Source organism: Pontibacter russatus (assembly GCF_009931655.1).
Taxonomy (GTDB): Bacteria; Bacteroidota; Bacteroidia; order Cytophagales; family Hymenobacteraceae; genus Pontibacter; species Pontibacter russatus.
Window position 1 is genome coordinate 3,302,473 of sequence record NZ_CP047984.1, and the last position, 22,715, is coordinate 3,325,187.

The 22,715-nt window shown below is 55.5% G+C and carries 22 protein-coding genes; 18 read left to right on the top strand and 4 right to left on the bottom strand.

Annotated features, from left to right (window positions below; genetic code table 11):
* Positions 1–59: 59 nt before the first annotated feature.
* The 3 genes from GSQ62_RS13690 to GSQ62_RS13700 form a co-directional block, all read right to left on the bottom strand.
* Positions 60–392 carry a HepT-like ribonuclease domain-containing protein gene (locus GSQ62_RS13690; RefSeq protein ID WP_161890024.1) on the bottom strand — a complete coding sequence of 111 codons (333 nt, stop codon included), beginning with the start codon at positions 390–392 and terminating at the stop codon, positions 60–62.
* Complete coding sequence (locus GSQ62_RS13695) at positions 382–684, bottom strand: nucleotidyltransferase family protein (RefSeq protein WP_161890025.1); 303 nt, start codon at positions 682–684, stop codon at positions 382–384. Before GSQ62_RS13695 ends, GSQ62_RS13690 begins: the two co-directional genes overlap by 11 nt.
* Before the next feature lie 105 nt (positions 685–789).
* Positions 790–1,680, bottom strand: a complete 891-nt coding sequence (locus GSQ62_RS13700; protein ID WP_161890026.1) for a class I SAM-dependent methyltransferase — start codon at positions 1,678–1,680, stop codon at positions 790–792.
* Positions 1,681–1,786: 106 nt separating this feature from the next.
* Between GSQ62_RS13700 and dapF the strand changes: the two genes are divergently transcribed.
* From dapF to GSQ62_RS13790, 18 genes are all read left to right on the top strand, one after another.
* Entirely contained in the window at positions 1,787–2,578 is a 792-nt protein-coding gene (dapF, locus tag GSQ62_RS13705; protein WP_161890027.1) for a diaminopimelate epimerase, read from the top strand.
* Positions 2,579–2,637: 59 nt separating this feature from the next.
* Positions 2,638–3,117, top strand: a complete 480-nt coding sequence (locus GSQ62_RS13710; RefSeq protein ID WP_237586624.1) for a GNAT family N-acetyltransferase — start codon at positions 2,638–2,640, stop codon at positions 3,115–3,117.
* A 60-nt stretch (positions 3,118–3,177) separates the two neighbouring features.
* Positions 3,178–3,894, top strand: coding sequence for a VIT1/CCC1 transporter family protein (locus GSQ62_RS13715; RefSeq protein WP_161890029.1), 717 nt, complete (start codon positions 3,178–3,180; stop codon positions 3,892–3,894).
* 367 nt (positions 3,895–4,261) lie between these two features.
* Positions 4,262–7,642, top strand: coding sequence for a preprotein translocase subunit SecA (gene secA, locus GSQ62_RS13720; protein WP_161890030.1), 3,381 nt, complete (start codon positions 4,262–4,264; stop codon positions 7,640–7,642).
* Between the two features lie 114 nt (positions 7,643–7,756).
* Positions 7,757–8,428 (top strand): deoxyribose-phosphate aldolase, encoded by a 672-nt coding sequence (gene deoC, locus GSQ62_RS13725; protein ID WP_161890031.1) that lies wholly within the window; start codon positions 7,757–7,759, stop codon positions 8,426–8,428.
* Complete coding sequence (locus GSQ62_RS13730) at positions 8,412–8,927, top strand: sporulation protein (protein WP_161890032.1); 516 nt, start codon at positions 8,412–8,414, stop codon at positions 8,925–8,927. Before deoC ends, GSQ62_RS13730 begins: the two co-directional genes overlap by 17 nt.
* A 273-nt stretch (positions 8,928–9,200) precedes the next feature.
* Positions 9,201–10,394: a M20 metallopeptidase family protein gene (locus GSQ62_RS13735; RefSeq protein WP_161890033.1), complete on the top strand. Its 1,194-nt coding sequence runs from the start codon at positions 9,201–9,203 to the stop codon at positions 10,392–10,394.
* 10 nt (positions 10,395–10,404) lie between these two features.
* On the top strand, positions 10,405–11,022 hold the full coding sequence (locus GSQ62_RS13740) for a hypothetical protein (RefSeq protein WP_161890034.1): 618 nt from the start codon (positions 10,405–10,407) through the stop codon (positions 11,020–11,022).
* Positions 11,019–11,813 carry a DUF2490 domain-containing protein gene (locus GSQ62_RS13745; RefSeq protein WP_161890035.1) on the top strand — a complete coding sequence of 265 codons (795 nt, stop codon included), beginning with the start codon at positions 11,019–11,021 and terminating at the stop codon, positions 11,811–11,813. Before GSQ62_RS13740 ends, GSQ62_RS13745 begins: the two co-directional genes overlap by 4 nt.
* A 236-nt stretch (positions 11,814–12,049) precedes the next feature.
* Positions 12,050–12,484 carry an Hsp20/alpha crystallin family protein gene (locus GSQ62_RS13750; protein WP_237586625.1) on the top strand — a complete coding sequence of 145 codons (435 nt, stop codon included), beginning with the start codon at positions 12,050–12,052 and terminating at the stop codon, positions 12,482–12,484.
* Between the two features lie 162 nt (positions 12,485–12,646).
* Positions 12,647–14,143 carry a Do family serine endopeptidase gene (locus GSQ62_RS13755; protein ID WP_161890037.1) on the top strand — a complete coding sequence of 499 codons (1,497 nt, stop codon included), beginning with the start codon at positions 12,647–12,649 and terminating at the stop codon, positions 14,141–14,143.
* Positions 14,144–14,555: 412 nt separating this feature from the next.
* Positions 14,556–16,133 carry an L-piperidine-6-carboxylate dehydrogenase gene (gene amaB / locus GSQ62_RS13760; RefSeq protein ID WP_237586626.1) on the top strand — a complete coding sequence of 526 codons (1,578 nt, stop codon included), beginning with the start codon at positions 14,556–14,558 and terminating at the stop codon, positions 16,131–16,133.
* A 692-nt stretch (positions 16,134–16,825) separates the two neighbouring features.
* Complete coding sequence (locus GSQ62_RS13765; protein WP_161890038.1) at positions 16,826–17,383, top strand: RNA polymerase sigma factor; 558 nt, start codon at positions 16,826–16,828, stop codon at positions 17,381–17,383.
* 31 nt (positions 17,384–17,414) lie between these two features.
* The gene (locus GSQ62_RS13770; RefSeq protein WP_161890039.1) at positions 17,415–18,041 is read left to right on the top strand and encodes a hypothetical protein; all 627 of its coding nucleotides are present in this window, start codon (positions 17,415–17,417) and stop codon (positions 18,039–18,041) included.
* Positions 18,034–19,122, top strand: a complete 1,089-nt coding sequence (locus tag GSQ62_RS13775) for a hypothetical protein (protein ID WP_161890040.1) — start codon at positions 18,034–18,036, stop codon at positions 19,120–19,122. The genes GSQ62_RS13770 and GSQ62_RS13775 overlap by 8 nt, the downstream gene beginning before the upstream one ends.
* A 108-nt stretch (positions 19,123–19,230) precedes the next feature.
* Positions 19,231–19,671 carry a RidA family protein gene (locus GSQ62_RS13780; protein WP_161890041.1) on the top strand — a complete coding sequence of 147 codons (441 nt, stop codon included), beginning with the start codon at positions 19,231–19,233 and terminating at the stop codon, positions 19,669–19,671.
* A 23-nt stretch (positions 19,672–19,694) separates the two neighbouring features.
* A complete protein-coding gene (locus tag GSQ62_RS13785) occupies positions 19,695–21,512 on the top strand; it encodes a MutS-related protein (RefSeq protein WP_161890042.1) in 1,818 nt (605 codons plus the stop codon).
* A gap of 60 nt (positions 21,513–21,572) precedes the next feature.
* Positions 21,573–21,815 (top strand): hypothetical protein, encoded by a 243-nt coding sequence (locus tag GSQ62_RS13790; protein ID WP_161890043.1) that lies wholly within the window; start codon positions 21,573–21,575, stop codon positions 21,813–21,815.
* Positions 21,816–21,880: 65 nt separating this feature from the next.
* Here the strand turns inward: GSQ62_RS13790 and tsf are convergent, their stop codons facing one another.
* Positions 21,881–22,714, bottom strand: a complete 834-nt coding sequence (gene tsf / locus GSQ62_RS13795) for a translation elongation factor Ts (protein WP_161890044.1) — start codon at positions 22,712–22,714, stop codon at positions 21,881–21,883.
* Between the last annotated feature and the right edge of the window lies 1 nt (position 22,715).

A 22,715-nucleotide genomic window follows, 5' to 3' on the forward strand; every position in this document is an offset into this window, starting at 1 on the left:
TTAGTTTTTTGATTGTTGGGTATACAGAGCAGAGCGAATTTCAAGGCAGGAAGAACTTACTACAGTAGCAAGTCGTCTACTTCCTCTTCAAGTTTGGGTAACTCTATTGTGACTATCGTCCAGATGATAGCTTCTGAAATGGTATCGTAACCATGAATGATTCTGTTTCGGGTATCTACAATCCGGCGGGAGTTGATGATATGGATATCAGAACGGGCTTTTAATATTCTGCTGAGTGCTTCTCCTATTATTTCCAGATTCCGCTCCACGGCTTTTCTCGTCTTCAGATCCTTCTGAAACGCAGAGAAGCTCTTTTCTTCTGGCAGGAAGCCATAGATTTCCACAATAGACCTTTTGATATCGGCCAACCATAATCTGATATCAGCCTCCATATACAAGCACTTTTGTTCGGTCTATTTCTTGTTTGAGGAATGGGTTGCGGATGGCATTTTGTTCTAACAGGTCAATTTCCCTTTGCAGGATTTGCTCCAGTTGGAATTTCAACTCAAAATAATGGTCTGTATATTCAAGCGGGTCCGGTGCGTCAATATCTACAACCAAATCAATGTCGCTGTCCGCCTTGAACCTATTGCCCGTAACAGAGCCAAAGGCAAAAAGGCTTTTGACGCTGTGTTGGCCGCAGAGTTTTTTTATTTGTTCGATATGGTCGCTGATTACTTTCATGGTAATCCCAATCTACGAATTTTCAAGGTTTATATATGCGCCGCGCTTCCTATTGCTGTTGTATGTGAATTTAAAAAGCTTCCATTGGTAAAATGTTGTTATAATTTACTTAGCCGAACTAAACCGAAAAAACGTCCCCAATGGCAGCCTCCTGTTGCCGCTGTCGTGGAGATACAACTCGCCCAGTTCCTCATTTTGCACCTGTTTTCCGAAGGTGTCGCGCATCAGGTTGTCCAGTATCATGGCGGAGAAGCCGATGGAGTAGAGGTTGATGAGCAGGAAGTAATCGGTTTTGTCCAGCAGTTCGCGACACAGCTTCACCATCTCGTTCAGCTCGTTTTCCAGTTGCCACTTTTCGCCGTTCGGGCCGCGGCCGTAGGAGGGCGGGTCCAGGATTATGCCGTTGTAGGTGTTGCCGCGCTTCACCTCGCGGCGCGCAAACTTCATGGCGTCCTCCACCACCCAGCGCACATTGTCGAGGTTGCTGGCCTCCATGTTGTCGCGGGCCCAGAAGTTTACCTGCTTCACCGAGTCGAGGTGCGTGGTGTCGGCCCCGGCGGCTTTGGCGGCCAGCGAGGCGGCACCCGTGTAGGCAAACAGGTTCAGCACCTTCGGTTGCGGCGTCTTCAGTTTGCGGGTGGTGTCATATATGAACCGCCAGTTGCTGTCCTGCTCCGGGAACAGCCCCACGTGCTTGAACGACGACAGGCCGAGCCGGAAACGCAGCCTCAGGTCGTTGTAAATATAGTCAATGTACCACTGCTCGGGCATTCCTTTCTTCAGCTGCCACTGGCCCTTTTCGGTGCTGTTTTTGTCGCGCGTAAACACGGCCTGCGCCATGCGCTGCCACTCCCGCTCCGGCAGGTGCTTGTCCCAAATGGCCTGAGGCTCAGGGCGCGCCACATAATAGGGTCCGAAACGCTCCAGTTTCTCGAAATTCCCGGAATCTACCAATTCATAGTCGGCCCAGTTTTCTGTTGTAAGAAAGGAATACATATCTTTGTGGTTTATTTCTGATTGTGTGTCGGTTGGCGGCAAAAGTACGACTATCCGACGAGCCTAAAAAACGGCACCTAACCGCTGATTTATTTGTTACACCGATATGGCATTAACCTTTTATAAGTACCAGGGCACGGGCAATGACTTCGTGATGGTCGATAATCGCAAACATACTTTCCCCACAGACGACGAGGCGCTGGTGAAGCAGCTCTGCGACAGGCGCACCGGCGTGGGCGCAGACGGTCTTATCCTGTTGCAGGACCACCCCGACTATGACTTCGAGATGGTCTATTACAACGCCGACGGCCGGGTAGGCTCGATGTGCGGCAACGGCGCGCGCTGCACCGTTCGCTTTGCGCGGCAGTTGGGGGTGATAGAGGACGTAGCCTGCTTCCTGGCCGCCGACGGCGAACACCAGGCCAGTGTGGAGCGTGACCTCATCCAGCTGAAGATGCACGACGTGAAGGCTGTGGAGCAGATAGGGGAGGACTACTTCCTGAACACTGGCTCGCCGCATTATGTGCGCTTCGTGGAGAATGTGCAGGACCTGGATGTGTATAAAGAAGGCCGCGCCATCCGCTACAACGAACGCTTTGCCGCCGTGGGCACGAACGTGAATTTTGTGGAGCGCATCTCGGACGATGAGATTTTTGTGCGCACCTACGAGCGCGGCGTGGAGGCCGAAACACTTTCCTGCGGCACAGGCGTGACCGCCGCCGCGCTGGTGGCGGGTTTGCAGGGCCTCCAAAGCCCGGTGAAGGTGAAGACCCTGGGCGGGGAGTTGGAAGTGGCCTTTCAGCAAACCGAAAGAGGTTTTATCTATATCTTCCTCATCGGGCCAGCCAAGCAGGTTTTCTCAGGCTCCGTGGCCTTGCCGCAAGCGCAACAGATATAATCAACCCTAAACTCCAGGCCTGCGTGTTTCTGAGTTCCGAAAATACCTATCTGAGAGCTTTGGAGCCAACGGACCTGGAGTTTCTGTATGCCCTCGAAAACGACACCTCCGTCTGGCACATCGGCAACACGCTCACGCCCTACTCCCGGGCCACGCTGGAGACTTACCTCGAAAACGCCACCCTCGATATATACACCGTCAAGCAGCTGCGCCTGGTTATATGCAACCGGGCGGATGAGGCCGTCGGCGCCATCGACCTTTTCGACCTCGACCCGCTGCACCAGCGGGCTGGCGTGGGGGTGGTGGTAACGGCTGCGCACCGGGGCCACGGACACGCCGGAGATGCGCTCCAACTGCTGCTCGGCTACTGCCAGGACACCCTGCAACTACACCAGGTGTACTGCACCGTCACGGCCACCAACCTCGCCAGCATCAACCTCTTCCAGAAAGCGGAGTTCGAGAAGGTGGGCATCCGGAGAGAGTGGCTGAAGACGCCCGATGGGTGGCAGGATGTGGTGGAGTTTCAGCGGGTGTTTTGATTGCTGGTCGTTGAATGGTTAAACTCTTGAGTAAGCCTCACATGCCAAAATAAACCCACCATGCAAGAATCCGATTTGCACGCGCAGAATAAAATCCTGTTTTTCAACAAGGACTATATCGCCGAATTTGTATATGGCGCAATAGACGGCACCATCACTACATTTGCGGTGGTGGCGGGGGCAGAGGGCGCCAGCCTGAGCACCTCGGTCGTCGTCATACTGGGGCTGGCAAACCTGATAGCCGACGGATTCTCCATGTCGGTAGGCAATTTCTTTTCCACCAAAGCCGAGCGGGACTCTTTTGAGAACCACAAGGCGGTGGAGTACTGGGAAGTGGAAAACATGCGCGAGCGTGAGGTGGAGGAAATCAGGGAGATATACGCCGCAAAAGGATTTAAGGGGGAGCTGCTGGAAAAAGTGGTGGAGGTCATCACCGCCGACAAGGATGTGTGGGTGGACACTATGATGAAGGAAGAACTGGAAATGACCAAAGACGACAAGACCCCCTTCAAAACTGCAGGCGTTACGTTTCTGAGTTTTCTCATTATCGGTTCCATCCCCTTGCTGACTTACCTTTTTGGGGAAGTGGAGGAGGGCTCGCTGTTTCTGTACTCAAGCATTCTGACCGGTATCGCCCTCGCCATCATAGGCGTGCTGAAGAGCAGGGTAACAGAGCAGAACATGGTCAGGGGGGTTGCAGAGACTGTTTTCCTGGGAGGGGTTGCCGCGCTGCTGGCCTATTTTGTCGGAGACATCCTCGAAAAAATCTTGCTGTAACGGACACTGCGCCGTTCATATATAGCGGCAGGGTATATATCCGAAATGTGTGTAGATGTATATATAAAAGATGCGTTCCGCGTTTTCGGCAGGCTGAATTTATCCCCGTGTGCTACGCCAGAAAACTATCCTGCCTCCTGATCGAACTTCTGCCACTCTGCCACTTGTTAAAGATTATGGCACGGCCGTCTGCGCGGCAGGCAAAGAAACAGGAAGGTTTATATACCCTGTCGGTAAATTTGGCAGATGCCCTATATGGCTGTTATTCTGGTACTGTTTTAGTGCAGTTCATCAGAAATGTCGGAAAAACAGCTTACTTTTGACGATATTGTGAACCAGGGATTTTTTCTAAAACAGATACATACAGATGTTTGATTTTTTCGGTAAAACCGTTGCGAAACTATTCGGAACCAAATCCGACAGAGATATAAAAGAGGTAATACCCTACGTATCCAAGATAAATGAAGAATACAGGAAGCTCCGCGACCTCTCAGACGATGCCCTTCGGCAGAAAACGGCGGAGATAAAGCGTACCCTGGATGAGCGCCTGAAGCCCACCGACGACAAGATTGCCGCCCTGCACCAGCGCATCGCCGACGAGCCGGAGCTGAACATCGTGCAGAAGGAAAGCATCTTCTCTGAGATTGATGAGTTGGAGAAGGAGCGCAACAAGGAACTCGAAGCCGTGCTGATGGAGGTGCTGCCCGCCGGTTTTGCCGTTGTGAAGGAAACCGCCCGCCGCTGGAAAGAGAACGGCCAGATGGTGGTGACGGCCACAGAACACGACCGCGCGCTGGCCGCCCGCAAGCCGAACGTGCAGTTAGACGGCGACAAGGCCATCTGGGCAAACAAATGGATGGCTGCCGGCAACGAGATTACCTGGGACATGCTGCACTACGACGTGCAGCTGATAGGTGGCGTGGTACTGCACCAGGGCAAAATTGCCGAAATGGCGACAGGGGAGGGTAAAACGCTGGTGGCCACGCTGCCAGCCTACCTCAATGCCCTGGCCAAGCGCGGCGTGCATGTGGTAACCGTAAACGATTACCTGGCCAAGCGTGACTCGGAGTGGATGGCCCCCCTGTTTGAGTTCCACGGCCTGACGATTGACTGCATCGACAAGCACCAGCCCAACTCCGAGGCGCGCCGCAACGCCTATCGCGCCGATATCACCTACGGCACCAACAACGAGTTCGGCTTCGACTACCTCCGCGACAACATGAGCCGGGAGCCGCAGGATTTGGTGCAGCGCAAGCACCATTACGCCATGGTCGATGAGGTGGACTCTGTTTTGATTGACGATGCCCGTACGCCGCTGATTATATCCGGCCCGGTGCCGCGCGGCGACGAGCACGAGTTCTACCAGCTGAAGCCGCGCATCGCGATGCTGGTGGAGGCGCAGCGCAAGGTAGTGTCCGGTTTCCTGACAGAGGCCAAGCGCCTGATAAAAGAGGGCAACACGCAGGAGGGCGGTCTGTCGCTGTTCCGTGCCTACCGGGGCCTGCCCAAGAGCAAACCGCTGATCAAGTTCCTGAGCGAGACCGGTAACCGCGCCATCATGCAGAAAACGGAGAACCACTTCCTGCAGGACAACTCCCGCCAGATGCCGGAGGCAGATGAGCCGCTTTACTTCACCATCGACGAGAAGCACAACCAGATTGAACTGACAGAAAAAGGAATTGACCTGATCACGGGTCAGGGCGAGGACCCCAATTTCTACATCATGCCAGACATCGGGATGGAGATCGCCAACATCGAGAACGACAAGTCGCTATCGCATGAGGAGCAACTGCACGCCAAGGAGAAACTGATTACCGATTTCCAGGAGAAGTCAAAGCGTATCCACACCATCAACCAATTGCTGAAGGCCTATACTCTGTTCGAGAAAGACACGGAGTATATCGTGACGCCGGACAACAAGGTGAAGATTGTGGATGAGCAGACGGGCCGTGTCATGGAGGGCCGCCGCTATTCTGATGGCCTGCACCAGGCCATTGAGGCGAAGGAGAACGTGAAGGTGGAGGATGCCACGCAGACCTATGCCACCGTTACGCTGCAGAACTACTTCCGCATGTACCACAAGCTGTCTGGTATGACGGGTACGGCCGAAACGGAGGCTGGCGAGTTCTGGGACATATATAAGCTGGACGTGGTGGTTATCCCGACAAACAAGCCCATCCAACGGAAAGACGAGCACGACAAGGTATATAAAACCGTGCGTGAGAAGTACAACGCCGTGGCCGACGAGATTGTGGAGCTGACCGAGAAAGGCCGTCCGGTGCTGGTGGGTACCACGTCGGTGGAAATCTCGGAGCTCCTGAGCCGCATGCTCACGCTGCGCAAGATCAGGCACCAGGTGCTGAACGCCAAGATGCACCAGAAAGAGGCGGAGATTGTGGCTGAGGCCGGGAAGCCAAGCACTGTAACCATCGCCACCAACATGGCCGGCCGCGGTACTGACATCAAGCTGGCCCCGGAGTCGAAAGCCGCCGGAGGTCTGGCCATTGTGGGCACAGAGCGCCACGAGTCACGCCGCGTAGACCGCCAGTTACGGGGCCGTGCCGGCCGCCAGGGAGACCCGGGTTCTTCGCAATTCTTCGTGTCGCTGGAGGATAACCTGATGCGCCTGTTCGGCTCTGACCGCATTGCCCGCCTCATGGACCGCATGGGCCTGGAGGAAGGCGAGGTGATTCAGCACTCCATGATCACCAACTCCATTGAGCGTGCGCAGAAGAAAGTGGAGGAAAACAACTTCGGGCAGCGCAAGCGCCTGCTGGAGTACGACGACGTGATGAACGCCCAGCGCGAGGTGGTGTACAAGCGCCGCCGCAACGCCCTGTACGGCGAGCGTCTGGAGCTGGATATCTGGAACATGATCTACGATATCAGCGAGGACGTGGTGGTGAGCTACAAGAACATCAACGACTACGAGAACTTCCAGCTGCATGTGCTGCGCGTGTTTGGCATCGAGGCAGCCATTACAGAAGAGGAGTTCAGGAGCACACAAACCAGCCAACTCGCCGAGCGCCTGTACAACCAGGCCCTGCAGCACTATATAGACAAGAACAAGAAAACCGGGGAACAGGCGTACCCTATCATCTCGGATATACACCAGAACCGCGGGCCGATGATCGAGAACGTGGCCGTGCCGTTTACCGACGGCAAGCGCCAACTGGCGGCTGTGGCGAACCTCACGAAGGCGTATGAGTCGCATGGGGCAGAGCTGATACGCGCCATGGAGAAAATCATCACGCTGGGCACCATCGACCAGGCCTGGACCGAGCACCTGCGCGAGATGGACAACCTGAAGCAGAGCGTGCAGAATGCGGTGTATGAGCAGAAAGACCCGCTGTTGATCTATAAGTTCGAGTCGTTCGAGCTGTTTAAGCGTATGATTGGCAAGGTGAACGAGCAGACCATCCAGTTCCTGTTCCATGCCTATATACCGGTGCAGGCGCCGCGGCCGCAGATGCAGCAGCCCGCAAGGCCGCCGCTGGCGCCGAAGCCGCCCGTGCTGAAAGAGCAGAAGCAGGAGGTGCATTCCTCGCTGGAGGATCAGTCAGGCCGCACCTCGGCACCAGCGCCGGAGCCGGAGAAAATCATGCCGGCCCACTCGCACAAGGTGGCCGGCCGCAACGACCGCGTGAACGTGCAGTATATGGACGGGCGCGTGCTGAAGGACGTCAAATACAAGACAGTGGAGGACGACCTGATGCACAACCGCTGCGTGCTGCTGGAAGAAAAGTAGAATGTATATATGGCAGGCACTGCGCCCGCTATATATCAGAAGATTCAAATAACCTGTAGAGGATGTAACCTGGGGGAGACCTCATCTTACGTCCTTTACTTTTACCAGAATAACATGCTTGCAGAAGAGCTTGCTGCCTATATAGACCACACGCAACTTCGGCCCGAGGCCACGGCGGCGCAGGTGGCGCAGCTTTGCGACGAGGCCCGGCATTATGGCTTCGCGGCGGTGTGCGTGCCCCCCTGCTATGTGCAGTTGGCCAAGGAGCGCCTGGGACCTGGGGCCGTGGTGAAAGTGGCCACGGTGGTCGGCTTTCCGCTGGGCTACCAGCATGCCAAAGTGAAGCTCCTGGAAACGCACCAGGCCATTGCCGACGGCGCGGATGAGGTGGACGTGGTGATGAACATCTCCGCCTTCAAGTCCGGGAAATACGAGGAGGTGGGGAACGAACTGGGTGACCTGGCCAAGTTCTGCCATATGCACGGGGCAGCCTTGAAGGTAATCATCGAAACGGCCCTGCTGACGCCGGAGGAAATCGCGAAAGCGTGTGAGCTATGTGTGGCTGCAGAGTCAGACTACGTGAAAACCTCCACCGGCTTTGCCGCACGCGGTGCCTCGCTGGAGGATATAAAACTGATGCGCCGCGCACTCCCCGCCCATATGAAGATCAAGGCATCCGGCGGCATCAAAACCACCGCCGATGCCGAAGCGTTAATCAAGGCTGGCGCCGACAGGTTAGGCTGCTCTGCCAGTGTAAAAATCATATCCCATGAACAGACTCCTTAGCATCTGCCTCTCCCTGGCCCTGGTATTCGGGTCGGCCTGCGCCTCCATATCGGCCAGGTCCGGCGGAGGTGCAGCTAAAAAAGCAACCGCCGGAAAGGAACTAACGGAAGACCTGAGCGCGTACCGCCCGAAGTACCCGGCGGCGGATGCCCCGGATCCCGCCGCCAGCGTAACGCCAACGCACCATGTAAACGAGAAGGTGGCCGTGCTGATGGACACGGTGGCCAGCGTGAACAAGAACATCAAGTACGCCAAGGGGTACCGGATACTGGCCTACAACGGCTCCGAGCGCCAGACAGTCATGGACCTGCGTAAATCCATCATCGCGCGCCTGCCCGATGAGAAAGACTACCTGACCTACCAGCAGCCCAACTTCCGGCTGAAGGTGGGAGACTTTTTCAGCCGCATAGAGGCGCAGCAGGTGCTCAACCAGATTTCAGACCTCATCCCGAATGCGCAGATTGTGCAGGATCAGATAAACATCAACAAGACCTACTAAGAGCCGGGCCATATATAAGCGGGGAATGTATATATAGCCGCCGTCAGAGCATAGGACATCCTAAGCTATATATAATCAGGGCGTGTTTTACTGCCCGGCTCAGAAGCATAAACAGCAAAAGGTTTTAAAAGACGCTGCAGGCTTAATTTGGCCGCAGCGTCTTTTATTTTTTAGTACCTTTCCTTATGTTTCATACATCTACCCTGTAGCAGTTTCAAATCAGTTTGTTAAACTGCGGGAGGAAAGCATATTGCAACATTAAAAAACCTGAAATTGCGAACTGCAGATAAAGTAAAAGAACTTGCCAGCCTGTATGCACCCGACGCCGTGCAGGTGCGCCGCCATATACACGCCAACCCCGAGCTTTCGTTTGAGGAGCACAACACAGCTGCCTACGTAAGGCAGGTGCTGGAGGGATATGGCCTGAGGCCTGTGCCCATGGCTGAAACGGGCCTGGTGGCGCTGATAGAGGGCAAAGACCCCGGAAAGAAAACCATCGCCCTGCGCGCTGATCTGGATGCCTTACCTATCAGGGAGGCGAATGAGGTGGCATATAAGTCAAGAAACGAGGGGGTGATGCACGCCTGCGGGCATGACGTACACACGGCCTCGCTGCTGGGCGCGGCCCGCATCCTGCAGGAACTGCGGGAAGAGTTTGCGGGAACCGTCAAGCTGATTTTCCAGCCGGGGGAGGAGAAGTTTCCCGGCGGCGCCTCTATTATGATCAGAGAGGGCGTGCTGCAAAACCCGGCCCCGGAGCAAATCATAGGGCAGCACGTGTTTCCGATGCTGCCGGCGGGCAAGGTGGGTTTCCGCCCGGGGATGTATATGGCCAGCGCCGATGAGATCTATATCACCGTGAAAGGCAAGGGAGGCCACGCGGCCATGCCCGAGCAGAACGTAGACACCGTTTTGATTGCCTCCCACCTGATTGTGGCGCTGCAGCAGATCGTGAGCCGCCACGCCAGCCCCAAAGTGCCGTCGGTGCTGTCGTTCGGCAAGGTGGAGGCCAGGGGAGCCACAAACGTAATCCCTGACGAGGTAAAAATAGAGGGTACCTTCCGGACCATGAACGAGGCGTGGAGGGCAGAAGCACACAAACGCATCCGGAAACTGGCAGAGGGCCTTTGCGAAAGCATGGGCGGCAGCTGCGAAATCGACATCAAGAACGGCTACCCCTTCCTCCTGAACGACCCCGACCTGACGGAGCGCGCACGCGCCGCCGCCGAAGCCTATCTGGGCGCAGAAAACGTGGTGGACCTGGACCTGTGGATGGGAGCCGAGGACTTTGCCTACTACTCGCAGCAGGTGCCCGCCTGTTTTTACCGCCTGGGCACCCGCAACGAGGCGCGTGGCATTACATCCTCTGTCCACACGCCCACATTCGATATAGACGAGGCCGCGCTGGAGACAGGGATGGGGCTGATGGCCTACGTGGCCTTGCAGGAGTTAGGGGCTGCTATATAGTTTCGGATAAATGGAGGCCGCCGGAAACCTGACATACCAGCTGCCCACGGGGTTGCTGGGCCGGAAACGGGCCTTGCGCCTCAGCCCTGCTTACCTGGAGTACGAGAACAAAGACAAGGATACCGGGCGTTATACCAGGGTCAGCAAAGAGGACATACTGGATATAAAGCACAGCATGAGCTGGATTATATGGTACCGGTTCTACGTCGGCTGCGACTTCCGGATAGACATACGGACTAGGGAAAGCGGCATCCTGAAAATCAGGTTCGTGAGCTACTTCAGGCAGAACGGTGCCTACCAGAAGGCATATGAGCGCATCACCGACTATATGTGGGAGCACTACTTCAGCGACATAGAGGAGGCCTATATGCAGGAATTCGCCGCGAAGCAGGACCTGAGGCTCTGCGGCGTGTGGCTGACGGACGAGGGCGCATACTTCGCGCACGACGGGCAACTGACGGAATGGCCGGATGTGGCGGTGAAGGAGTACGAAGAATACTTTGCGCTCTACAACCGGCAGGACCCCGGTCAGAACAAAAGAATAGAGTTTGATGAGTGGGAGAGCCATATCCTCTTCAGCGTGATAAGCCTGCTTACGCAGGAGAACAAACCAACCGGAACCGAATGAAAAAATGCTGCCTCCTGCTGTTGCTGGCGCTGCCCTTTCTCACACAGGCCCAGAGCAAAGTATACAGCCCAACCGCTATATGGCCTGAACTGCAGTTAAGCTACGGCCTGGGCGAAGACGGGCTGCTGTTTTTCCGGAACCAGTACCGCCTCAACACCGACGGGCGCTACAACGACCTGCAGGAAAGCGGGCTGCTCAGCGGCTTCGAGCGCGTGGAACTGACGCTTGGCTACGAACACACCCTGTCGGAGCACTGGCGGGGCGGGGCCATGTTCCGGTACGCCGCAGAGGACTATCCTACCGCCTCCTTCTACAGCCTTTTCCTGCGCCATAACGGCAACATCCGCAGCCTGTTCTTTAACAAGCAGGTGCTGGCCGAGTACGTGAGCCAGCAGGACCAGGAGGGGCAGGCGCGTTTCCGCCTGGCCGCCGAACTGGGCAGGCGCCTCCCGCTCCGGAACAGGTTCATCACGCCCAGTTTGGAATACGAAGCCCTGCTGCTGGCAGACTTCAGCGAAGCGGAAGATGCGGGCAGCGCGCAACGCACAGTGGACCGCACCCGCCTCCGCCTGAACCTGACCTGTGAGGTGACGGAAAAACTGCGCCTCACCCCGTACTTTATGCGCCAGTCAGACTACTATTACGTGCTGGTGCCGCCGGTATACAATGAGCAGGAGCAACTGGTGGAGGAAGGGTATACCACCAAACGCAACCGCGTGTCGCCGGTGGTGGGGCTGGAGGTAAAATACACCTTCAACAGAAGCCCGGGCACTGCCAGTATTACTTATTAGGAGCAGGTAACTGCAAAACAGTCAGCTATATAGTTGTTGTTGTTATATATAAAGTGACAATTTTTCATAGAATACCTTCATGTTGCGGCTGGTACAGTTTTTACTATACTGAAGATGTACATCAGTTAACAAAAATTAAAAGGAGGTATAAAATGGCACTAACAAGGTATAATGGCATGCAGGACAGTATGCCGAGTTCGTTTAGTTCTATGTTAGACCGGTTTTTTAACGAGTCTTTGAACACAAGGAGTCTCTCAGACTTTACCCCGCACGTGGATGCGAGCGAAACAGACCAAGGCTTTGAGTTGCAGTTGGCCCTGCCGGGCGTGAAGGCTGAGGATATACACATTGACTTTCAGGAAGGTAAACTGACGATCTCTGGCGAACGCAAACTGGAGCGCAAGGAGGACGGCCGTCGCTACCATATGATGGAGACGCAGTACGGTACTTTCAGCAGATCGTTCTACCTGCCCGACAAAGTGGAGCCGGACAAAATTTCGGCGCACTTCGAGGATGGTGTGCTGCGCGTAAACGTGCCGAAGGACGCACGCAAAACCATGAAGCGCCAGATCAATGTCACATCCACCTCCGGGGGCGGCAAAGGAAAAGAGAAGGAGAAAGCAGTAGAGCAGAAAGCCACCGCAAACACAGAAAACAGCAAAGCCAAGTAAGCAGCAGCAAAGAGGAGGCCCACAAATTTGGCCTCCTCTTTGCTATTAAATGATATAGGTTGGATGCTTATCTCCTTTACGCATACTAACGTATACTGAAGTAGCGTTACCCTATTGTATATAAGATAATAGATATATACCCAAAAGCCTAATCAATAGTACATGAAGACGAAGCAGTTTATTCTTGGTGTTGCGCTCTCGGCCGTTGTGGGCGGCGGAGTGGCGGTGGGCAGTTACAAGCTGTTGGAGGATGAAAATGTGGTTTCTACCGAACAGCAGCAGTACCCCAGCGTGCGCTACACCAGCGAGATGCGCAGCAGCAACACCATCGTGCCGGAAGGCCTTAACTTTATAAAGGCAGCCAAAGTGTCGACCCCGGCTGTGGTACACGTCATGACGGAGTACAGCGGCGCCGGCGGCAACGACCGTTACAGCGGCCCGATGGACCCCTTCCTGCGCGAGTTCTTCGGCGACGGCGGCTTTGGGGAGCGCGTGCCGCGCGGCCCGCAGCAGGGCTCCGGCTCCGGCGTGATCATCGCCTCCAACGGCTACATCGTTACCAACAACCACGTCATCGACAAGGCTGATAAGATAGAGGTAGTGCTGGAAGACAAGCGCCGCCTGACGGCCACGCTCGTGGGCACGGACCCCAGCACAGACATCGCCCTGCTAAAAGTGGACGCCGATAAACTTCCCACCGTTCGCTACGGCAACTCCGACGACCTGCAGGTAGGCGAGTGGGTACTGGCGGTGGGCAACCCCATGAACCTTACCTCCACGGTGACAGCCGGTATCGTGAGCGCCAAAGGCCGGAACATCAACATCCTGCGCACCAGCGCCAACGACATGAGCATCGAGTCTTTCATACAGACGGATGCCGCCGTGAACCCCGGCAACTCAGGCGGCGCTTTGGTGAACCTGAACGGTGACCTGGTAGGCATCAACACGGCCATCGCCTCCCAGACGGGCTCTTTCGCGGGCTACTCTTTTGCCGTGCCCTCCTCTATCGTGAGCAAGGTGGTGGACGACCTGCTGAAGTACGGGGAAGTGCAGCGGGCATTGCTTGGGGCAAGAATCAGCGAGATAAGCGCCGAACTGGCCAAAGAAAAGGACATCAAGACCCTTAGCGGCGTGTACATTATCGATGTAACGGAAAACAGCGGCGCCAAAGAAGCCGGACTGCAGGGTGGGGATGTGATTACGGCGATCAACGATGTAAGCGTAGAAAAATCATCCCGATTGCTGGAGCAGATAGCCCGCTACCGACCCGGCGATAAGGTAAAAGTGACCTATATGCGTGACGGTAAGCAGAAGACGGCAAACGTGACGCTGAAGAACCTGAACAACAGCACAGAGCTTGTGAAAAGCAGCAAGGCAGAGCCCGTGACATTCGACGGTGCAACTTTTGAGCCGGTGAGCAGACAGGAAATGGCCAAGCTCGGTATAAGCGGCGGTGCCAAAATCACAGGCGTGCGCGACAGCGAGTTCCGTGAAACTGGCATGAAAGACGGCTTCATCATCACCAAGATTGACAAGTACCCGGTGGAGAAACCGGCCGATGTAGAGAAGCTTCTGAAGAACTTCGACAGCGGCGTGGTATACATCGCGGGGGTTTACCCGGACGGCCTGAAGGCGTACTACCCCATCGGAAAAGAATAAACAGCCATATATGGCTGGCGCCTACAGAAAGCTTCTGCAACCTTGCAGAAGCTTTTTTGTTTTTAGATTTATATAATACCAAATTGCCTAAAGCTCCTTCTATAAATAAGCTATGCATATATGTTGGCACGGAGTGAATGAGTTTCCAGTCTTTGGGTTGAGCGCCTTGGAGATGTTCCGGTGCTGAGCTTGCTCAGCAGCCCAAGCAGCGCGAGGGCAGGCTCAGCTACACGGCGCGATGCCCGAAGACGAGGCCTCTGGCCTGGAGAGCAAATACAGAAGAGACACAACAGTAGGTTTGAGGCCACTGGATGAACTAACAACTACGGCAGCTTAGACAGTACCTCTATAAAACACTGCATGCGAGTTGGTATAAGACCCCACTTTTAAGCTACTAAAAAGACATAAGCATATGAAACAGACCATAGATACGCTTCCGATGAACAAGGAGATAAGCGATGTGCTGCAGCAGCTCGGCATAAAAGAGCACAACCCCGCCTACAGCACCGGCCAAAGCTGGGGCGGGGAGGAGGGCCGCACTGCCCGCAGCATTCATTCACCGGCCGATGGCATGCTGATCGCCACGGTGCATATGGCCACGCCCGAGGACTACCACCAGGTGGTGCAGGCGGCGCAGGAGGCCTTCAAGGCATGGCGCAGCGTGCCAGCCCCCAGGCGCGGCGACATTGTGCGGCAGATAGGCGACAAGCTCCGGCAGCACAAGGAGGCGCTGGGTAAACTGGTGAGTTATGAGATGGGCAAGATTCTGCAGGAGGGCCTGGGCGAGGTGCAGGAGATGATAGACATCTGCGACTTTGCCGTAGGGCTGTCGCGGCAACTGCACGGCTTCACGATGCACTCAGAGCGCCCGCAGCACCGCATGTACGAGCAGTACCACCCGCTCGGCATTGTAGGCGTTATCTCCGCGTTCAACTTTCCGGTGGCCGTCTGGAGCTGGAACGCGATGCTGGCGGCCGTGTGCGGCGACGTGGTCATCTGGAAACCTTCCGAGAAAACGCCGCTCGCAGCCATCGCCTGCCAGCACCTTCTCCGCGATGTGCTGGCGGAGAATGGTTTGCCGGAAGGCGTTTTTAACCTCGTCGTAGGAGATGCGGAGATCGGAGCGCTCATGAGCCACGACGACCGCGTGCCGCTCATATCTGCCACCGGCTCCACGCGCATGGGCAGGAAAGTGGGGGAGGCCGTGGGCGCCCGCCTCGGCAAGTCGCTGCTGGAGCTTGGCGGCAACAATGCGATCATCATGACCGAAAACGCCGACATTGACATGGCCATTGCCGCCATTGTGTTCGGTGCCGTGGGCACCTGCGGCCAGCGCTGCACCTCCACCCGCCGCCTGATTGTACATGAAGCCATATATGAGCAGGTAAAGGAACGCCTCCTGAAGATATACCCCAACCTCCCCATCGGTCACCCGCTCGACAGCACCACGCTGGTAGGGCCGCTGATTGACACGGACGCGGTAACGGCCTTTAAAGAGGCGCTGGCAAAGGTGCAGCAGGAAGGCGGCCATCTGCTGACAGGTGGAGACGTGCTGAGCGGCGCAACCTACGAAACCGGCACCTACGTAACGCCTGCCATCGTGGAAGCGGAGAATCATTATGAAATGGTGCAGGAAGAAACCTTTGCCCCGATTTTGTACCTGATGAAGTACAGTGGCGAGGTAGAAAGCGCGATTGAGATTCAGAACGGGGTGCGGCAAGGCTTGTCGTCGGCTATTTTCTCCACCAGCCTGCTGGAGACGGAGGCGTTTTTGGGGCACTGGGGCTCCGATTGCGGCATCGCCAACGTGAACATCGGCACGTCAGGGGCTGAGATCGGCGGGGCCTTCGGAGGCGAGAAAGACACAGGCGGCGGGCGCGAGTCCGGCTCCGATGCCTGGAAAGTATATATGCGCCGCCAGACCAACACCATCAACTACGGCCGCGACCTGCCCCTGGCGCAGGGCATTCAGTTCAAGGTCATGGATTAACAAAAAGACCTCACAGCGCCTAACAGACCTGTGACTGTCTGATTGGTTATAGACACTGTGAGGCCTGTGGGCGCTGCTTTAATTTATGGGAGCCTGTTCTATATATAGAGCAGGCTCTTTTAGTTTGGCTTGTACCGGCGCAGCTGGTTATCCACAAATGTGCATAGCCTGTATGTGGATATGTGGAAAGCGCCAGTCCTTTTTTGAATCCCAGGGGCTGGCGGAGCAGCGATAAGCAGTCGTATTTATATATAAATACAAGGACAGAATAAGTTTACGCTATGTTGTCATCCTGAAAGGATCTTGTGGGCAAGCCGCATACGCTCAACCTCCGGGGTAGGGGCCTCTTCTTCTGCCAAATTTCCCCGAATCAGGTTCGGAATTCAGAACTTTCAGAATGACAGCCCGCTGTTATATTTCAATCTAATATTGTGCTCATGCTTAAAATGGATATATGAAGTCATAAAGGCATGCTGCCGAAGCAAATGCGTGTGTTTTGTGTTATACACATCATGCTGTGGAAACAGAAGCTACTGCCGCCAACGAAAAATAGCTTAAAAATATTTTGCGAACGCATGCAACCTTGCCTTTTCCCGGATGTCTTTATAGTGTAAGTAAGGGAAGAGGATGAAAGCAGGATAAAAAGCCGTGTAAGCGCAGCGGATAATTTGCAGCCGCTAAAATAGAACACTTTGGAGACACTCGGTTATCAGGACGTAAATCACCACGTGATTGACCGCTGCAAAAGCGGCGACAACAGAGCCCAGTATGAGCTGTACAAGCTTTACTCCAAGGCCATGTTCAACGTGTGCATGCGCATCACCAACGATTATGCCGAGGCGCAGGACGTGCTGCAGGACGCATTTGTGAGCGCCTTCAAGAACCTGCATGCCTACAAAGCCGAGGCTTCGTTCGGGAGCTGGCTCAAAAAGATTGTCGTCAACGCCTCCATCAACGCCATCCGCAAGCGGCGCTCCGAACTGGTGCCCCTGGACGAGCGTGTAGTAAGCGAAATAGCTGACGAGGCGCACGAAGACGAGACGGAGTGGCAGGTGGAGAAGGTGCGCCGCGCGATACAGCAGCTGCCGGACGGTTACCGGGTGGTGCTGAGCCTGTACCTGCTGGAGGGCTATGACCATGCCGAGATTGGGGAGGTGCTGGGCATTACGGAGTCTACCTCCAAATCGCAGTACAGCCGGGCCCGCAAAAAGCTATTGGAGATTATGAGAGAGCCGCAGTTCGCGGTCTGATATATAAAAGGATATAGGAATAAGATTTACCATGGAGGATAAACTGAAAAAGTTTGCGGAGGAGCATCGGGACGAGTTCGATGTGTTTGAGCCCCGGCCGGAGCTGTGGCAGCACATCTGCGCGGATCTGACGGAGAAGCGGAAGGAGGCGAAAGTCATCAGCATCAGGTTTGGCGAGAGTGCCAGCTTCAGCGCCAACCTGCTGTTCATGCGGGTGGCGGCGGCCATTGTGCTGCTGGGCTGTGGCCTCACGTTGTTCCTGATGAAACAGAATGCCCCACAAAGCGGCAACATGCTGGCCATGACGCAGCCTGCGGCTACCAGCATCGCGCCGGAACTGGCAGAGGTGGAAGCTTATTACGTGAGCCAGATCAGGGAAAAGAAGAGCCAACTGAGCGAATACGACCTGAAGGTGCTGGGCCTGGACGGGCAGCAGGAAATTGATGCAGAACTCGCCCGCCTCGACAGCAGCTACATCCAACTGAAAAAGCAACTTTATACCAACCCGAACACCGATGAGATAATGAGTGCCATGATCCAGAACCTGCAGCTACGGATCCGGGTGCTGAACCGCCAACTGGAAGTACTTCAGAAGTTAAACCAATCTAACACAGAACCTGACTTAGAACCTACAAAATATGATACCACGAATGTATAACTCTCTACGCCGCCTGCTTCTGCTCACCATAGCATCCACTACGGTACTGGCCCCTGCCATGGCGCAGGCGCCGCGCCCCGCGGCCTCACCCGCCCCCGTTGCAGCACCCCGGCCTGCCATGCTGGCGATGCTGCCACCCCAAACAGGCGCGCCTAACCAGGAACAGGAGGCAGCACATGAAGACGATGCCACTGCCTATGATGCGGAAAAGCGCAGGACCATCGATAAGACCTTCAAGGTGAGCCGGGCAGATATGCTCAACATCGAGAACAAGTTCGGCAAGGTGCACATCAATACCTGGGACAAAAATGAGATACAGGTGAAGGTGAACATCATTGCCCGCGCAAGTACGGATGGAAAGGCCCAGGAGATTCTCGACAAGATAAAAGTGGCCCAGGTCCGCGAGGGGAACACGATATCCTTCCGGACCAGCATCGAGCCGATGCGCGTCTCGGGGCACAACAACAAAGGCTTCGAGGTGAACTATACCATCAGCATGCCCGAGGAAAACCCGCTGACGGTGAAGAACACTTTCGGGGATGTATATATAGCCGCATTAAGTGGCAAGGCGAACATCAACGTAAAACACGGCTCGTTCAGATGCGACAGGCTTAGTAACACCAGAAACGTCGTGAAGCTGGCTTATGCCTCGGGCTCCTGCAATTTTATAAACGGCGGGAGCATGGACATCGCCTATGCTGATATGAATGTGGGGGAAGCGAACAACCTGCACGGGACTTCCAGCTACAGTGAGTTTAAATTAGGCAGCCTCGGCGAGATAATGGAGATGGAAGTGAAGTACGGCTCCTTCAAGGTGGACAACATCAGCCGGAATATTCAGAAGATAGCCCTTGACAGTGGTTTCACGCCCATTAGCCTGGGCTTTGCTCCAACCACCGCCTTTAACTTTGATGTGAGCGTGCAGTTCGCTGATTTCAATTACGACAAGTCGCTGGTCAACATTACCTCGCTGGAGAGAGACCACACCTCCGCCGAGTACAAAGGTGAGTTTGGGGGCGCCTCCCCCAAAGGGCTGGTGAGCATCAACTCCAAATATGGGGAAGTAAAGTTCACGAAATAGGCTTACAAATAGTTTGTTTGAAGAGAACAAAGGAGCTGGCAGTTTGCCGGCTCCTTTGCTTTTCGCATATAGCGGGGGGATAATCCGTATTATCGTTTATCTTTGGATATGGCGAAAGCATCCCAGCCCCTCCATTCTTCCAAAGCCCCGGAACCAGTCGGGCCGTACCCGCATGCGCGGCGCGTGGGCAGCTTGCTGTTCCTGTCGGGCGTGGGGCCGCGGGAGCGGGGCCGGAAAGAGATACCGGGGGTGGAACTGGACGAGGCAGGCAACATCCTGGCTTACGACATCGCGGCGCAGTGCCATGCCGTGTTCCGGAATGTGCGCTATATACTGGAGGAGGCTGGCTCCAACTGGGAAAACTTAGTGGATGTTACCGTGTTCCTGACGAACATGAAGGACGACTTCGGTATATATAACCAGATTTACGCCGCGTATTTCAAAGACAACCAGCCCTGCCGCACCACGGTGGAGGTAAACAGCCTGCCTACGCCCATTGCCATCGAGCTCAAGTGCATTGCCACTATAGGTGTGCCGGAGCAGGGGTAGCGGCATTCAAAACAAAAGATTCTGTGAGCGAAAAAAGAGAAGATTTATATGTAAGCCGCGCCAGGGCCTTTGCCGAAAAGGAAAAGCGCGCCGCCTCCAAATCAGGGTTGGTGTCGTGGCTGCGGGTAGGTGTGTTCCTGGGCGGCGTGGCAACGGCCTGGTACTTTTTCAGCCAGGGCAACCAGCTGGCTGGCGGGGTGGCTGTGCTGCTGTGCTATACGCTGTTCGTGGTGGTGCTGCGCTGGCACAGCCGCCTCGATTTCAAGTACCGGCAACTGCTGTTGCTCCGGCGCGTGAACGAGCAGGAGGTGGAGCGACTGCAAGGCAGGCTAAGCAAGTTTGACGGCGGCGATGCCTATATAGATAGCCACCATCCCTACACCTCAGACCTCGACATCTTCGGACATAACTCCCTCTTTCAGCTGATGAACCGCTCCGTCACCAGCATCGGCAAGGCGCGGCTGGCGGGGTGGCTCCAGGTGGCCGCTGCCCCGGCAGAGGTGCTGCAACGGCAGGAGGCGGTGGCAGAACTGGCCCAACCGCAGCAACTGGACTGGCTGCAGGCCTCGCTGGCCCTCCCGATGCACTACAAGCACGACCAGGAACCGGCCAGTGGCTTCCTTGCCTGGCTCTCCGGTGCCTCCTTTTACAGGCAGCACCCATGGGTGAAGGTGCTGCTGCTGGTGCTTCCCGTTTTGACGGTGGCGGCTATTGTGGCCTGGCTATATGGCTACAGCGGCTGGATAGCGGTGGCTTTCCTGCTGGTGCAGTACGGCGTGGCGCATCGCTTCCGGCTGGAGCGGGACGAGTACTATGAAAATAGCATCGGCATCTATGAAGCCATGCGCAGCTACACCCGCCAGTTGCGGCATATAGAAAAGCACACGTTTACAGCGCCCAGGCTACAGCAACTGCGGCAGGGGCTGCAGCAGGCAGGCACCACGGCCTCGGCCAGCCTGCACCAGCTGGCCAACATCATCGACTTTTTCTCCTACCGCCTCAGCACTTTGATGGCCTTTTTCCTGAATGCCATTCTAATGTGGGATTTCATCTGGATGTACCGGCTGGAGCAGTGGAAGCACAGGTACCTGAAGCAGCTCGAAACGTCGCTGGAGGGGCTGGCGGAAATCGAGGCGCTGGCCAGCATCGCTGCTTTTCAGCACGCGCATCCCGGCTACGCCGTTCCGCAGTTGAGCCAGCAGCCATTCGAACTAAGGGCCACTGCGCTGGCGCACCCGCTCATCTTTTCCGTGAGGCCCGTCGCCAACGATTTTGAGACGGCAGGCGCGGGCCGCACCATGGTGATAACGGGTTCCAACATGTCGGGAAAAACCACCTTTCTGCGCACCGTAGGCATCAATATGGTGATGGCTTTGATGGGCGCGCCGGTTTGCGCCCAGCGTTTCCGGGTGGCCCCGGCGCAGGTATATACCGCCATGCGCACCGCCGACAACCTCGCCGAGAACACGTCCTCTTTCTATGCCGAACTGAAGCGCCTGCGCATGCTCCTGGAGCTGACCGAGCAGGGGGAGCCCGTCTTTTACCTGCTCGACGAAATCCTGAAAGGCACCAACTCCCGCGACCGCCATATTGGGGCCATGTCGCTTATCCGGCAGTTGCACCATCGCAACGCCTCCGGCCTCATCTCCACACACGATCTGGAGTTGGGTGCCATGGAGGAGGAGTTACCACAGAGCGTGCAGAACTACAGCTTCAACAGCGACATTATCGGGGATGAAATCATATTTGATTATAAACTGACCAAGGGCATTTGCCGCAGCTTTAACGCCAGCAAACTGATGCAACTCATGGGCATCGACATTAAGGAGGAGGCGCTGTAAATTGCACCATTACCCAGGGTGGGGCGACACACGAAACACTAAAAACGAAACACGACATATATGAGAACAGTAGCAGACATACCAAACCCGGATATGAAGGTCACGCTGATGGCCTGGAATGGGAAATACCTGATTAAACTGGAAAAGGCCGACTTTGAGCAGACCTACAAAATCAGCGAGATGGATGTGATGGGCGACCAGGGGGCCAAGGATCTGCTGGACGAGAAGTTCCTGGAGGCCGCTCTGAACCGTTTCTCGGATATGCGCGATGCGTTTGTATCGACGGTGAGGCGGAATGGGTGAGAATGCGTAAGCAAAAAAGCCCGCTTTTCAGCGGGCTTTTTATATATGAGCAAAGTTATATATGATTAACCAATAGCTACGCGCTTAAACTCGCTTACGGTCATGCCTTTGCTTGTCTTGTCAAGCAGTTGGGCGATGGAAAGCGAAGAATCTTTTACGAACTCCTGGTTCAGCAGGGTGTTCTCTTTGTAGAACTTGTTCAGCTTGCCTTGTGCGATTTTCTCCAGCATGGCCTCTGGCTTGCCTTCGGCACGGGCCTGCTCTTTGCCAATCTCGATCTCACGCTCAATGGTGGCGGCATCCACGCCGTCTTTGTCCAGGGCAATTGGCTTCATGGCGGCAATCTGCATGGCCACATCCTTACCAACTTCTTCTACATCATTGCCGCCTGTGTTTTTCAGGCCTACCAGCACACCCAACTTGCCATTGGAGTGGTTGTAAGCAACTACTTTCTCGGCAGAAACAGTCTCGTAAGCTACCACATCAATCTTCTCACCGATTTTTCCCATCAGGTCGGTGATGTGGTCCTGCAGCGGACGGCCATCGGCCTGAGGGGTAGCCAGCAGGTCTTCTTTAGAAGCAGCTTTGGAGGAAACAGCAGCCTGCAGAACAGCCTGGGCGAGGTTACGGAAATCTTCCACTTTCGAAACGGGCTCTGTTTCGCAGGCTACCGCTACCACGGTGCCGTTAGAGCCGTCAGCGCTCACCTGCGTCAGCACGATGCCTTCAGAAGTTACGTTGTCGGCGCGCTTGCTTGCTATTTTCTGCCCCTGCTTGCGCAGGATGTCTTTCGCTGCCTCAAAGTCGCCGTTTGCTTCCGTCAGCGCCTTCTTGCAATCCATCATACCTGCACCAGTTTCCTGGCGTAGTCTGTTAACGTCTTGTGCTGTAATAGCCATT

Bases quoted from the DNA above. Each gene is read 5' to 3' on its own strand.
- secA (WP_161890030.1), top strand. From the start codon at position 4,262: ATGTTTGATTTTTTCGGTAAAACCGTTGCGAAACTATTCGGAACCAAA.
- GSQ62_RS13695 (WP_161890025.1), bottom strand. From the start codon at position 684: ATGAAAGTAATCAGCGACCATATCGAACAAATAAAAAAACTCTGCGGC.
- amaB (WP_237586626.1), top strand. From the start codon at position 14,556: ATGAAACAGACCATAGATACGCTTCCGATGAACAAGGAGATAAGCGAT.
- GSQ62_RS13745 (WP_161890035.1), top strand. From the start codon at position 11,019: ATGAAAAAATGCTGCCTCCTGCTGTTGCTGGCGCTGCCCTTTCTCACA.
- GSQ62_RS13775 (WP_161890040.1), top strand. From the start codon at position 18,034: ATGTATAACTCTCTACGCCGCCTGCTTCTGCTCACCATAGCATCCACT.
- GSQ62_RS13755 (WP_161890037.1), top strand. From the start codon at position 12,647: ATGAAGACGAAGCAGTTTATTCTTGGTGTTGCGCTCTCGGCCGTTGTG.
- GSQ62_RS13730 (WP_161890032.1), top strand. From the start codon at position 8,412: ATGAACAGACTCCTTAGCATCTGCCTCTCCCTGGCCCTGGTATTCGGG.
- GSQ62_RS13700 (WP_161890026.1), bottom strand. From the start codon at position 1,680: ATGTATTCCTTTCTTACAACAGAAAACTGGGCCGACTATGAATTGGTA.
- deoC (WP_161890031.1), top strand. From the start codon at position 7,757: ATGCTTGCAGAAGAGCTTGCTGCCTATATAGACCACACGCAACTTCGG.
- GSQ62_RS13790 (WP_161890043.1), top strand. From the start codon at position 21,573: ATGAGAACAGTAGCAGACATACCAAACCCGGATATGAAGGTCACGCTG.
- GSQ62_RS13690 (WP_161890024.1), bottom strand. From the start codon at position 392: ATGGAGGCTGATATCAGATTATGGTTGGCCGATATCAAAAGGTCTATT.
- GSQ62_RS13780 (WP_161890041.1), top strand. From the start codon at position 19,231: ATGGCGAAAGCATCCCAGCCCCTCCATTCTTCCAAAGCCCCGGAACCA.
- GSQ62_RS13715 (WP_161890029.1), top strand. From the start codon at position 3,178: ATGCAAGAATCCGATTTGCACGCGCAGAATAAAATCCTGTTTTTCAAC.
- GSQ62_RS13740 (WP_161890034.1), top strand. From the start codon at position 10,405: ATGGAGGCCGCCGGAAACCTGACATACCAGCTGCCCACGGGGTTGCTG.
- dapF (WP_161890027.1), top strand. From the start codon at position 1,787: ATGGCATTAACCTTTTATAAGTACCAGGGCACGGGCAATGACTTCGTG.
- tsf (WP_161890044.1), bottom strand. From the start codon at position 22,714: ATGGCTATTACAGCACAAGACGTTAACAGACTACGCCAGGAAACTGGT.
- GSQ62_RS13770 (WP_161890039.1), top strand. From the start codon at position 17,415: ATGGAGGATAAACTGAAAAAGTTTGCGGAGGAGCATCGGGACGAGTTC.